At 37.8% G+C, this 13,340-nt stretch carries 11 protein-coding genes; 3 read left to right on the top strand and 8 right to left on the bottom strand.

Annotation, left to right across the window (positions count from 1 at the left end):
- The first annotated feature begins 304 nt into the window (after positions 1-304).
- Positions 305-1,711 (top strand): diguanylate cyclase, encoded by a 1,407-nt coding sequence (locus H4J56_RS15720; RefSeq protein ID WP_182259585.1) that lies wholly within the window; start codon positions 305-307, stop codon positions 1,709-1,711.
- Positions 1,712-1,780: 69 nt separating this feature from the next.
- On the opposite strand, the gene H4J56_RS15715 is transcribed toward H4J56_RS15720, so the two are convergent.
- Positions 1,781-2,575: an alpha/beta fold hydrolase gene (locus H4J56_RS15715; RefSeq protein ID WP_182213984.1), complete on the bottom strand. Its 795-nt coding sequence runs from the start codon at positions 2,573-2,575 to the stop codon at positions 1,781-1,783.
- 259 nt (positions 2,576-2,834) lie between these two features.
- On the opposite strand from H4J56_RS15715, the gene H4J56_RS15710 reads away from it, so the two are divergent.
- Both H4J56_RS15710 and H4J56_RS15705 read left to right on the top strand, forming a co-directional pair.
- Positions 2,835-3,113, top strand: coding sequence for a hypothetical protein (locus H4J56_RS15710; RefSeq protein WP_182222180.1), 279 nt, complete (start codon positions 2,835-2,837; stop codon positions 3,111-3,113).
- A 269-nt stretch (positions 3,114-3,382) separates the two neighbouring features.
- Positions 3,383-3,982 carry a Yip1 family protein gene (locus H4J56_RS15705; RefSeq protein ID WP_182176549.1) on the top strand — a complete coding sequence of 200 codons (600 nt, stop codon included), beginning with the start codon at positions 3,383-3,385 and terminating at the stop codon, positions 3,980-3,982.
- Positions 3,983-4,102: 120 nt separating this feature from the next.
- On the opposite strand, the gene purF is transcribed toward H4J56_RS15705, so the two are convergent.
- The 7 genes from purF to H4J56_RS15670 all read right to left on the bottom strand — a co-directional run.
- Positions 4,103-5,620 (bottom strand): amidophosphoribosyltransferase, encoded by a 1,518-nt coding sequence (gene purF / locus H4J56_RS15700; RefSeq protein ID WP_182213987.1) that lies wholly within the window; start codon positions 5,618-5,620, stop codon positions 4,103-4,105.
- A 112-nt stretch (positions 5,621-5,732) separates the two neighbouring features.
- Complete coding sequence (locus H4J56_RS15695; protein ID WP_182213989.1) at positions 5,733-6,215, bottom strand: CvpA family protein; 483 nt, start codon at positions 6,213-6,215, stop codon at positions 5,733-5,735.
- A 158-nt stretch (positions 6,216-6,373) separates the two neighbouring features.
- Positions 6,374-6,997: an SPOR domain-containing protein gene (locus H4J56_RS15690; RefSeq protein ID WP_182244855.1), complete on the bottom strand. Its 624-nt coding sequence runs from the start codon at positions 6,995-6,997 to the stop codon at positions 6,374-6,376.
- A gap of 30 nt (positions 6,998-7,027) precedes the next feature.
- Positions 7,028-8,320 (bottom strand): bifunctional tetrahydrofolate synthase/dihydrofolate synthase, encoded by a 1,293-nt coding sequence (folC, locus tag H4J56_RS15685; protein WP_182259584.1) that lies wholly within the window; start codon positions 8,318-8,320, stop codon positions 7,028-7,030.
- 21 nt (positions 8,321-8,341) lie between these two features.
- Entirely contained in the window at positions 8,342-9,202 is an 861-nt protein-coding gene (gene accD, locus H4J56_RS15680; RefSeq protein ID WP_182213995.1) for an acetyl-CoA carboxylase, carboxyltransferase subunit beta, read from the bottom strand.
- A gap of 215 nt (positions 9,203-9,417) precedes the next feature.
- The gene (gene truA, locus H4J56_RS15675; RefSeq protein WP_070374283.1) at positions 9,418-10,200 is read right to left on the bottom strand and encodes a tRNA pseudouridine(38-40) synthase TruA; all 783 of its coding nucleotides are present in this window, start codon (positions 10,198-10,200) and stop codon (positions 9,418-9,420) included.
- Positions 10,201-10,693: 493 nt separating this feature from the next.
- Positions 10,694-13,340: FimV/HubP family polar landmark protein (locus H4J56_RS15670; protein ID WP_310733844.1), on the bottom strand; the 2,647-nt coding region annotated here is incomplete at its 5' end.

Below are 13,340 nucleotides of genomic sequence, written 5' to 3'. Positions count from 1 at the left end.
TAATTAACTAAGCTATGGGTACTAAATTAGTGTCTATTTATCATAGCTATATCAAGAATTATCACTTATTTACACAAGATGATCAGAAGTGTCTATACTCAAAGTAAGCTTTAAAATAGCGATATCACATATATCATACCTTATAGATTTATAAATCTATAAGGATACTCGTTTGGGTAAACTCAACACTTAATAAAACTGTCTGTAAAATTTTTATTTCATGGTTAGACGTTAATGAATGAAATGAGTAAATATTATCAACTGTTTGATATTGCATAGCTAATACCAAACCAATAGGTTACAGATGAATATTTCCACTGGCAATAAAATCGGTTTTTTATGCTTTATCGTCATATTAAGCATGTGGGGTTATGTTTTCTTTCATATTATTGGTATTTTTGATCTGCGAGCAATTAAAGATGAAAAGCGCCATATATATTCGCTAACCATTGCTAATGAGCTACGCCAAAGTTCAGATGACCTAACACGTATGGCACGCACCTATGTGGTTACCGGGGATGAGATTTATAAAGAGTATTATTTTGACATCATTGCAATACGTAACGGAGATTCTCCTCGACCAAAAAAATACCCTCCCACTTACTGGTATACGTCACTTACACCAGAACGGTTTACTTCAGATAAATTAGGCATACAAGTCCCATTAAAGACTCTTATGGGAAATATGGGCTTTACAGAAAGTGAGTTATTACTACTGCAACAGTCCCAAAACCGCTCAGATAATTTAATGACTATCGAAAAACAGGCTTTTGCGTTAATGAAAGGACTCTACAATGATGGTAAAGGTACGTTTACCCTTAAAGGAGAGCCTGATAGGGCTTTTGCTATTAAGCTATTATTTTCACCTCAATACCAGCAAGAAAAAATTGCCATTATGCAACCTATTCAAAAATTTATCGATGCTGTGGAGACTAGGTTAATTGTCGAGGCTGATGAGTTTAACATTAAGCAAAAAAAATATTTATGGTACGTCATTTTATTATTGGTTATTTCAACACTTATGGCGTTAATTATCACTTTTTATGTCAGAAATAAGATTGTTCTGCCTATATTTTCACTGGTTCACGATGCACAAAATATAGCTGAAGGAAATTACCAAGCACGTAGCAAGGTCATCGTAAAAAATGAAATTGGCTCACTGAGCAAAAATTTAAATAAAATGGCTAACCATATAGAACAAGACATTAATAAATTAAAAAAAATGGCGACAACGGATGAGTTAGTTGGCATTGCTAACAGACGTGCCTTTATGAAATCTTTGCAGCTTGAATTAGAGCGATCCCATCGTTATCAATTTCCACTGTGTTTATTAATGTTAGATGTAGATTATTTTAAAGTATTTAATGATACCTATGGTCATTCGGTTGGCGATGAAGTCTTAAAAATTATTTGCAACGTAAGCCAATTGGCACTGAGAGAGAATGATCTGATGGGGCGAATTGGCGGCGAAGAGTTTGCGTTCATTCTTCCCGCTACCAACATCGACTTCGCTTTAATTGTTGCTGAGCGCATCCGCGCGGCTGTTGATAATGCTTTTCTTATTATTGATAATAAAAAGGTAAAGATCACCGTAAGCATGGGAGCCACCCAATTAACTAAGCCAGATGATGTTGGTTTATTTCTCAAAAGAGCAGATGTAGCCATGTATAAATCAAAGGACAACGGTCGTAACCAAACCAGCTTTATTTAACCGCTATTGACTAATATTGATAAAAGAACAAACATAACTTTGTTCTCAAGGGTTATATATCTTATAAAATTAGTGTTGTTGAGCGATAAACTCTAACGAATGTTGATTAAAGAGTTCTGGGTTCTCAACATTGCAGACATGACCACATTTATGAATGGTGTGTAATAAACTGTTTTTATGTTGCTTAACCATTTCCATTACAGGTCCCAAAAACATATGGTCTTCCTTGCCCATAATATAAAGGATAGGTATATCAATTTCTTTCTCTTTGAAATAACGCATCAAGGGGTTCACGTCCATCGCTAACTTAAACCAACGAATAAATTCTTTCTGGCACAAACGTTTAGCTTCACGAACAAATAAGTGTCGAGATTCCTTATGGCGCTTTTTCGGCATCATAATAAAAGCAAATAAGCGATACAACCACATATATGGTAGAAAATGCTTAAAGGTATTTCCTAAATAAACCAAAATATTACTACGAGCATTAAAACGAGTAATAGCGCCACCTAGAACCATACTTGATACATATTGAGGCGCAATTTCAGCTATGTTGCGAATGATAATAGTTCCTAAAGAAATGCCAACAAAATGTGCACATGTAATATTGTTGTGATCTAAAACATCGATGATATCTTCAGAGACTTTATTAAAGGAGTAATTACTATCAACAAAGGTTTGTACCAGATGGCTGGACTTTCCGTGGCCACGAAGATCAAGTAAGAGCACATTATAAGTTTTTTGATAATCTCTGATCTGACGAAACCAAATTGCCGAACTACCGCCAGCACCATGGACAAAAACAACCCATACTTTACTGGTTTTATGTGGATAAATAGTATGGAAAAGAATTGATTTGCTCATTACTGCAAACACCCTATTACGATGAGTTATACAAACTTAAGAGTAGCTAGTATAGCTAAATTTAAAAAAAATCTCCTAATAAGTTAGCTAATATCCCCCCTTACTAGGCTAATACTTTAATGATGTACTGTCTTAATTGACTATTTTGCGAAAAGATATAATAAAGTTTAGAATAGTTTGTCTTCTTAATAAAAAGCCAATATCAATGGCGCTGCTCTTTTAGGTCCGAGCATTACAACGTCTCTTCAAGGTAATAAAGATGAAAAAGAAAACAGTAAACAGTCTCTTAAAAAAACATGACAAACTTGTTCATAGTGAAAATGTTACTGTCGTCTCTCATGTTCAACGCGAACAAGATGAGTGGTTTATTAATACGGTAATGATAAAAGGCTGTGATGTTCCATTCAAATATAAGCGGAAAAAAGCTTATAAATCGCTTAGCAAACAACAAGTGAATATGACCTATTACACAAGCACTGAAATGATTGCTGGCTTTGAGATAGAAGTCATGAATATTGTTAGAATAAAAGTCGCCTGATTTTCCATTAAAACTGACATTTTTAATAGCCCACACTTTTCTTTGAAAGAACAAAATAATATATCACTATATAAACATTTGTTATTTTCGGTATAAAAAGAAGTTATTTGCATTTAATTTAGCTTAATTGCTATTCATCTCTTGACGAAAGCTTCGCCATCTTACATAAATAAGCTATCAATAATAAAAACATTGATCGACACAGACATTTATTAATAAAAAATAAAAAGCAATAAATGTAATTTTGGGGACAGCGAGAGGATTTTATTATGATATTAAATCATATATGGGGATTGTATACTGACCCTAAGAAAGAGTGGCACACAATTGAAAGGCGCCACGAAAGCTTAATGTACAGCATGGTTCATATTTTAACCATAGCGTTAATACCTGCCATTTGTAGTTATTTTGCCGCCGCTCATATTGGTTGGACAATAGGCGTAGGTGATCCAATAAAATTAACTCAGGCAAGCGCAATGACCATGTCTGTCGGCATGTATTTTGGTTTAATCTTTGGTGTTATTGGTTTAGCTTTTTTAATTCAATGGATGGCAAAAACTTTTGATGCTAAGCCAGATTTTACCCAGTCTTTAGAATTAGCCGCTTACACAGCAACACCGTTATTAATGGTTGGCGTAACTGCATTATTTCCTGTTTTATGGTTTGTTGCTTTAGCGGGACTAGCCGCACTTTGTTATTCTGTATATTTACTTTACTCTGGCGTACCCATCATGATGAATATTCCAGAAGAAAAAGGCTTTATTTATTCAAGCTCTGTAGTTACTTGCGGGTTAGTTCTTTTAGTCTCTTTAATGGCATTTAGCGCTATTATGTTAGGTATGGGCTTTGGCTCAGAACATATATCTTAACGCTTTTATTATAAGTATGTATCTTTAGGATTTGATGATAAAAAAACCCGCTTAGTGATAAACTAAGCGGGTTTTTATTTTACTTTATTTTTCTATACTGTCGTTTAGACAAGCCTGATGCTATTCAGCACCTTCATTGTGCATATCGATAATTGAATCAGCATTTTTATCTGAGTCTTCTTTATTCTCATTATTTCTCATCGCATCTAAACGCTCTAAATAGCCCTGAGTAATGTCTTTAGTTATATATTGACCATCGAACACAGATGTCTCGAATTGTTTGATTTCAGGGTTTACACTGCCCACAGCACTAACTAAATCTTCCAAGGTTTGAAAAATAAGTTTATCTGCACCAATTAATTGGCAAATATCGTCTAATTCACGGCCATGAGCAATGAGCTCATTGGCACTTGGCATATCAATACCATAAACATTAGGAAAACGAATTTCTGGAGCGGCTGAGGCAAAATAAACATTTTTTGCCCCCGCAGAGCGAGCCATTTCAATGATTTGTCCAGAAGTAGTACCCCTTACAATAGAGTCATCGACTAACAATACATTTTTACCAGCAAACTCTGTTGTTATCGCATTAAGTTTACGGCGAACTGATTTCTTACGCTGCTCTTGACCCGGCATAATAAAGGTACGGCCAATATAGCGGTTTTTCACAAAACCTTGACGGTATGGGATGCCAAGGTGTCGAGCAATTTCTAAAGCAGTATCACATGATGTTTCTGGAATAGGGATAACAACGTCGATCTCTACGTCTTCCCATTCTTTTGCTATTTTATCACCCAATTTTTTGCCCATTTCAACACGAGAGCCGTAAACAGAAATTTTATCAATCGCTGAATCAGGACGCGCAAAATAAACATATTCAAAAATACACGGGTTGTATGTTGGGTTCTTTGCACATTGCTGGCTATGAATTTGTCCATCTTCAGTGAAATAAATAGCTTCGCCAGGCGCAACATCACGGACAAATTCAAAGTCGTTTGCATCAAGCGCTACCGACTCAGAAGCAATCATATACTCGATACCCGTAGCCGTTTCACGCTTACCAAATACTAGAGGACGGATGCCATTAGGATCACGAAACGCCACCATGCCATGGCCAATAATCAAAGCAACCGTTGCATAGGCACCACGAATACGCTCATGTACATTAGATATTGCAGTAAAAATATCATCAGGTGTTAATTTCAAATTTTCAGTCAATTGTAATTCATGACCGAGAATGTTGAGTAACAATTCAGAATCAGATGTGGTATTTACATGACGACGTGCGACATTAAATAACCACTCTTTTAATTCAATAGCGTTGGTTAAATTACCATTGTGTGCAAGAGAAATACCAAAAGGAGCATTGGCATAAAATGGCTGAGCTTCTGAAGAACTTGAAGTACCTGCGGTTGGGTATCTAATATGACCAATACCCATGTTACCTTGTAATCGCAACATATGACGCGTATGAAACACGTCTTTTACTAAACCATTTCCTTTACGTAGTCTAAAGGTATTGTTGTGAATAGTCACAATACCAGCAGCGTCTTGACCACGATGTTGAAGTACAGTTAATCCGTCATATAATGCTTGACCTACCGATGTTTTACCAACAATGCCAACAATACCACACATGCGTTTATTCTCCACAGAACTAAGTTTAAGGGCGTTTTAATAACATAAACGCTAAGTAAATAAAAATTATACTAATGAACATCAGCCCCATTTTCATGGCACTAAAATAACGTTATTTCAAAAAGCTTGATGAATTCTTTAGGTATTCGAAAAACCATTCAACAATGAGTGTAAACTCGGGGATGAGTTGAGAACTTGCCCACCATGCGGTTGATGACGCTGGCGTAAATGCATCCATAAAGAATAATAATGCGCTGGTAACTAACACGCCACGTAATGCACCAAAAACTAGCCCTAGCAGGCGATCGGTTCCAGACAAGCCTGTTTTACTGACCAATTGACCAATAAGATAATTTACCATAGCGCCAAGAATTAACGTGGTAATAAAAAGAATAGCAATTGCCGCGGCATTACGTAGGACTTGATCGGAAATGTTTGTCAATAAACTAGCAAGATTTACATAGAAGTGGCTGGCAATAAAGAAGGCACTGATCCAGATAACTAGCGAAACTGCTTCTTTGACAAAGCCGCGAACCAAGCTAATTAATGTTGAAATGCCTACAATTGCCAAAATGGCATAGTCTATCCAAACCATAAATTAATCGTTACCAATGAATATTTACCAGCATAATAAGGCGCGCATTCTAACAGAAACGCCCCTTATTTTACCAATGTTTTATTTAAAATAGCCATTGCCATTGAAAGTGCTTAACTACTTTTTACACCGTATTATTGGGCAGTGGTTATAACTTATTATTTTGTTGGGTAAAAACGAGCAATTTTACCTTCAACACCGGTTAATTTTTTCAATGCTGGGATTTTTTTTATCAATGAGTTTTTGATCAGTTCAGGACCAATGAAAACTTTAATTAATGGGCCGTTTTTTGTTTTTATCGGTTTTGTGAAAGCGGTATAACCATTATCTTTAAGCTTGAGTAATAATTGTGCAACATTTTTTTTATGACGAAAACTACCCAGCTGTACTACCCATGCTTGTTGCAACACTGATTTTTCTGGCAAAATATTATCTACTGCTTGCTCAGTTAACGCTTTATCGTCTTCTTTCGTCGCCACAGCGTTATTTAAACCCGGGTCACTCTCTGTTTCAGCCGTATCTTTTATTGCTTGTTCAGTCGAAGAGACATCGTCATCTAATGCCGCTTCATCACTCAGTATTTCGTCAGTATTTATAACAATTTTATCTTCAGGAAAGCTTGGTGTGCTCTTAACAAACTCGACCTTAGGCGGAGGTGGAATTTGTTCAAACTCATCTTGATAGGTCTTTTTATTACCGTCTAGTAAGTCTGGCAAAATAATAATAGCAACCGCAGCCACAATAATGGTGCCAACTAAGCGGTTTTGAAAAGGTGTAGACAAATGGAACTCCCAGGCTGCAGTTAATAAAAACTACAGCAATAAACGTCGGACTTCAGCTACGGTGTAAAATGATCCAAACACTAAGATCAAATCTGTTGCTGTTGAATTTTTGTTAGCCATTCTAAATGCCTCAGTGATATTGTCAAAACAATTAGCTGAATCTTCATTTAATAACAATTTTTCGGCTAATTCCTTTGCAGTAGCTCCACGAGGCATAGATAAACTGCCTAAATACCATTGATCAACCAGTGCAGATAATGGTCCAAAGGTGTTAGCAATATCTTTGTCTTTTAACATACCGGTAACCGCATAAAGCTTGTCATACTTTTGCGACTTTAAATACTCAACTAAATAACGTGCTGCTTGAGGATTATGACCAACATCAAGTAGCACAGGACTGTTTAACGATTTTTTACTGATAAGCTCAGTTCGACCGGCAACTTTTGTTTGGTTTATTAAGGCATTTACACTTTCAGTATTAAAAACAACAGAACAATCATTAAGTAAAGCCAATACCGTTAGTGCCGTTGCTGCATTATCTTGAGGTATAAAAGGCTTATTTAAACCATTGATTTGGTACTCGCCAAATGTCCAACACCACAAGGAGTGACAAGTGGGTACTTTGTGCTGTTCAATAGAGAAATCATCGCCTCGCAGACTGACCACGGCTTTAAGTTTTTTAGCATGGGCAAGTACAGATATAGGACAATCGGTATCACCAATAACAACTTTTTGATTCGCACGCATGATACCCGCTTTTTCAAAGCCGATACTTTCGCGATTATCACCTAGGTACGCTTGATGGTCTAAGTCTATCGTGGTTATGACGGCAATATCAGCGTCAATTAAGTTTGTGGCATCTAAACGCCCACCTAAACCTACTTCCAAAATAATAAAAGCAGGTTTTCTTTCCATTAAAACTAAAAATGCGGCTAATGTTGTGTATTCATAATAGGTTAGTGAAATATCACCACGCTGTTGCTCTATTTGCTCAAAGGCGTTGATTAATGATTGACTGTCAACGTCAATATTATTAATACGTAAGCGTTCATTGAACTTTTCAATATGTGGTGAAGAATAAACCGCCACTGTTTTATCATCACCGAGCAAAGCATTTTCAATAAAAGCACAGGTAGTGCCTTTACCATTAGTTCCTGCAACCGTGATCACTTGGGCAAAACTGAAATCAATATTTAATCGCTTAGCCACATGCGAAATGCGTGTGAGCCCCAAGTCGATCTCAGTTAAATGTATTGTTTCTAAATAAGAAAGCCATTGAGCTAGAGACTTACTAGCAAAATGGCTTTTGTTGTTTGTTGGCATAGTGTTGTTGTGAAGCGTTAGTTAAGAAGCGTTAAGGCTTGGATGTCCCATGAATTTAGCTAACATACGAGAAAGCGTACTACGCATTTCACGTCGGTCAACAATAATATCAATAGCACCCTTTTCTTTTAAAAATTCACTACGCTGAAAACCTTCAGGTAACTTCTCTCGAACAGTTTGTTCAATAACACGTGGACCCGCAAAGCCAATTAACGCTTTAGGCTCTGCAACGTTAATATCGCCGAGCATAGCTAAACTTGCAGATACGCCGCCCATCGTAGGGTCAGTTAATACCGAAACGTAAGGTAAACCTTTTTCGCTCATTTTCGCTAATGCTGCACTCGTTTTTGCCATTTGCATTAATGAAAATAATGCTTCTTGCATACGTGCTCCGCCACTTGCAGAAAAACAAACAAGTGGTAGGTTATGCTCAAGGCAGTATTCAACACCTTTAACAAAACGAGCGCCAACAACTGATGCCATTGAACCACCTAGAAAAGCAAACTCAAACGCAGCAGCAACGATAGGCATACCATTAAGTTCACCTTTCATCACAACCAGTGCATCTTTTTCACCGGTACTTTTTTGTGCAGCGCTTAAGCGGTCTTTATAACGTTTTGAATCTTTGAACTTTAAAATATCCTGTGCTTCAAACTCTTCACCTAATTCAGCGCGATTATTTGCATCTAAAAAGCAATCAATACGTTTGCGTGCTGAAATACGCATATGGTGATCACATTTTGGACAAACAGATAATAATCTATCGAGTTCTGCTTTATAAAGTACTGCATTACAAGAAGTACACTTGCTCCAAACGCCTTCAGGGATATTACGTTTTTGGGTGGTTTTTGCTTTTGGGAGAATTTTTTCTATCCAGCTCATAATTTATTTTTGCCTTCTTTTACCTAATATGTCCATGGGAACATAGGAAAACTTGCCAATATTGGTTTCAAACCTATCAGCAAATTGTTAATTTTTTGAATTAATCTAACTATAACCGACAATTAAAGCACATTTAGCCCTACTATGAATACAAAAAACTGGTCTGTTTTGTTGGAATTAGCAGTTTGTAATTACTCATTCTGTCACTATTTATCTTAAAGTAAAAACAGTGGCCCCAGCGGAGGTTTTGGAATATTGAACTCTTGTGGGTAGTCAACACCAACAAAATACAAACCTGCAGCAGATGCCATCATGCCAGCTACACAACGATTTTTAGCTTCAAGAACTTCCCCCAACCACGCTACTGTTTCTAATTGTTGGCCTATACGCATTAAACTACCCGCAATATTTCTCACCATATGATGTAAAAAAGCATTGCCTTTAACATCAATAATAACAAAATCACCTTGGCGTGAAACATTGCAATGAATCAATGTTCTAACTGGAGAATGCGACTGACAATGAACGGTGCGAAAGGAAGTAAAGTCATGTTTACCCAATAAAGACTGTGCCGCTTGATGCATTAATTTTTCATCAAGTGGATAATGACAGCAGGTTATTCCTTGGCTTAAAATTGCAGATCTTAAACGATTGTTATTAATAACATAGCGATAACGACGTGCTGTGGCGCTAAATCGAGCATGAAAACTGTCGTCAACTTGCTTCACCCAAGACACAGCAATATCACTAGGTAGATTGGTATTTACGCCCAGTGTCCAAGCAACATCTTTACGCACTTTGTCTGTTTCAAAGTGAATAACTTGGTTGGTCGCACTAACACCCGTATCAGTTCTGCCCGCACAAATAACTTCAATTTTTTCATCAGCAATTTTTGATAAAGCTTTTTCTACATTTTGCTGAACACTGACCGCATTTTTTTGTCGTTGCCAACCGTGATAACGGCTTCCATCGTATTCAATACCTAAAGCGTAACGCATCAATAACTCCCGATTATAATGCGCGCATTATCCAATATTTTAGGGTTTATGCCAATCAGGTTCTTTGATTATATAAAAAAACCCCAATAATGGCTTTTATAAAAGCTAAAGTAATTGTGATTGATTAACTCATATAATTGGGCAGTTGCTGAGCATCGCCCTTTGCTACTACATCTTGTAATATTACTTCGGCGTTTTCTATTATTGCGCCTATTTCTATTATATAAAAAATTCTTTTATATAAAAAAAGCCACAACAGTGGCTTTTATAGAATGAAATAACGTCTCTTGATTAGCTAATATTATCAAGTAGTTGCTGAGCATCAAATTGTTGCTGGGCATCGCCCTTTGCTACTACGTCTTGTAATATTACTTCGGCGTTTTCTATTATTGCGCCTATTTCTATTATATAAAAAATTCTTTTATATAAAAAATTCTATTATATAAAAAAAGCCACAATAGTGGCTTTTATAGAATGAAATAACGTCTCTTGATTAGCTAATATTATCAAGTAGTTGCTGAGCATCAAATTGTTGCTGGGCATCGCCCTTTGCTACTACATCTTGTAATATTACTTCGGCGTTTTCGTTATCTCCTATTTCAATATAAACTTTCGCTAAATCTAATTTAGCTGCAATACCGTTATCATCTTCTTCTTCTGCGGCGTTATCACCAGAAAACTCAGGGAACTCATTAAGCCCGACATTAAAGTCAGTTTTATTGTAGGGCTCTTCGTCTTCTGTGTCGCTTAAACTATCTGATAATAAAGAGTCAACAGAGACAAAATCATCTTCATCATCATTGTCAAAATCAACATTTAAATTATTATCACTATCGAGGTCATCACCAATATCTAACACATCATCTAAGTCAACATCGAAATCATCTTCGCTGTCGCCTTCAATGTTAATCTCATCATCGGTATCAGTAGCGTCTAAGTCAATGTCATCAGCATTGAAGTCAGTTGAAAAGTCGAGATCATCTGAAAGTGTTGTCTGATTTTCTTCTGCTATGTTTGCCAACAAGTCATCAAAGTCAACATTATCGAGTGCTTCAATCTCATCAATCTCACTATTGTCATCATCGTCAGAGGTGTTTTCATCGGCTAATAAATCAGCTAATACATCACTATCGGTATAATCAGTTGCTTCTTCTGCCGCTAGTTCATTAACTTGTCCATCAATAAGTATATCGTCACCAATATCTAAATCATCAGCGTTTGAGTTGTCACCCTCAGCCACCTCAGCTAAAAGTGCATCTATGTCTAAATCATCTGACAAGTCATTATTTTTATTGCTATTTTTTTCGTTTATACTTTCGTCATGGCTTGCATGAGTATCATCAACTAATTCTTCGGTGTCATCTTTAAGTAGCTCACTAAAATCTACCGATAAAAATGGCGCTACGTATTCATTGGTAAAATTATCGATAAGCGCTTTATTTTCATCTTCTGTAGTCTCAGTGTCATCTGCAGTTTCATCACCCTGAATATCACCTAATAAACTATCAATATCATCAGGGTCAGTTAACGCTATATTTTCATCTAAGTTATCAGCAGCCATTTCATCAAGAGGATCAATGATATCATCGGCAGTGATAGGTTTTGTCATCTGCTCTGGGGCTGACATTGAATCTAGCAAGGCGTCGATGTCATCAGGATCTGATATTTCAAAATTTTCAGCTTGTTCATTTAATTCAGCAACGGCACTTTCTTTAACCATTGAATCCATAAGTGCGTCGATGTCGTCTGGGTCAGTTAACTCTGCAGTGCTATTATCAGTTGCATCCTCTACTGGCTCTGGTTCTAGCTCAGGCTCTGGTTTTGGCGCTGCGGCGGCCATTGAATCCATCAGTGCATCGATATCATCGGGGTCGGTTAGCTCAGCCGAAGCATCTTCTACTGGCTCAGGCTCAGGTTTTGGCGCTGCGGTGGCCATTGAATCCATCAGTGCATCGATATCATCGGGGTCGGTTAACTCAGCCGAAGCATCTTCTACTGGCTCAGGTTCAGGTTTTGGCGCTGCGGCGGCCATTGAATCCATCAGTGCATCGATATCATCAGGGTCGGTTAACTCAGCCGAAGCATCTTCTACTGGCTCTGGTTCAGATTTTGGCGCTGCGGTGGCCATTGAATCCATCAGTGCATCGATATCATCAGGGTCGGTTAACTCAGCCGAAGCATCTTCTACTGGCTCAGGTTCAGGTTTTGGCGCTGCGGCGGCCATTGAATCCATCAGTGCATCGATATCATCGGGGTCGGTTAACTCAGCCGAAGCATCTTCTACTGGCTCAGGCTCAGATTTTGGCGCTGCGGCGGCCATTGAATCCATCAGTGCATCGATATCATCAGGGTCGGTTAACTCAGCCGAAGCATCTTCTACTGGCTCTAGTTCAGATTTTGGCGCTGCGGCGGCCATTGAATCCATCAGTGCATCGATATCATCAGGGTCGGTTAACTCAGCAGAAGCATCTTCTACTGGTTCTGGCTCAGGTTTTGGCGCTGCGGCGGCCATTGAATCCATCAGTGCATCGATATCATCGGGGTCGGTTAACTCAGCCGAAGCATCTTCTACTGGCTCAGGTTCAGACTCAGGTTTTGGTGCTGCGGCGGCCATTGAATCCATCAGTGCATCGATGTCATCGGGGTCGGTTAGCTCAGCAGTACTATCATCAACTGCATCGTCTACGGGTTCTGGCTCAGGTTTTGGCGCTGCGGTGGCCATTGAATCCATTAGTGCATCGATGTCGTCTGGGTCGGTTAGTTCTGTTGCAGCTTCTTCATGTACAGATTCAATTGCCTCTAAAGCACTATCGTCGTCTTCGTCGCCAATGTCGTTTAATAAGTCATTCAATAAATCTTGATCTAATTCACCACCTTCTAATGCTTCGCCTGGCAGCTCTTCTTTACTTTCATTGTTATTAATTTGGTCTTTATCCGCTGGAACGTCGTCATCATCGTCATCAAGACCTGAAAGTAAGGAATCTAAGTCGCTTTGGTCTAACTCACCACCTTCTAACTCGTCGCTATCAAGTGATATGTCTTCTAAATCATCTAAATCATCGAGTCCGTCCAAGTCATCTAGATCATCATCTAAATGAATAACATCATCGTCATCATCTAATGAACCTAATCCATCATCT

Origin of the sequence: Colwellia sp. BRX8-4 (assembly GCF_014077345.1) — a bacterium.
In the GTDB taxonomy this organism is placed as follows: Bacteria; Pseudomonadota; Gammaproteobacteria; order Enterobacterales; family Alteromonadaceae; genus Colwellia_A.
The sequence above is the reverse complement of the archived record's forward strand: the minus strand, read 5'-3'. Positions and strand labels throughout refer to the sequence as shown.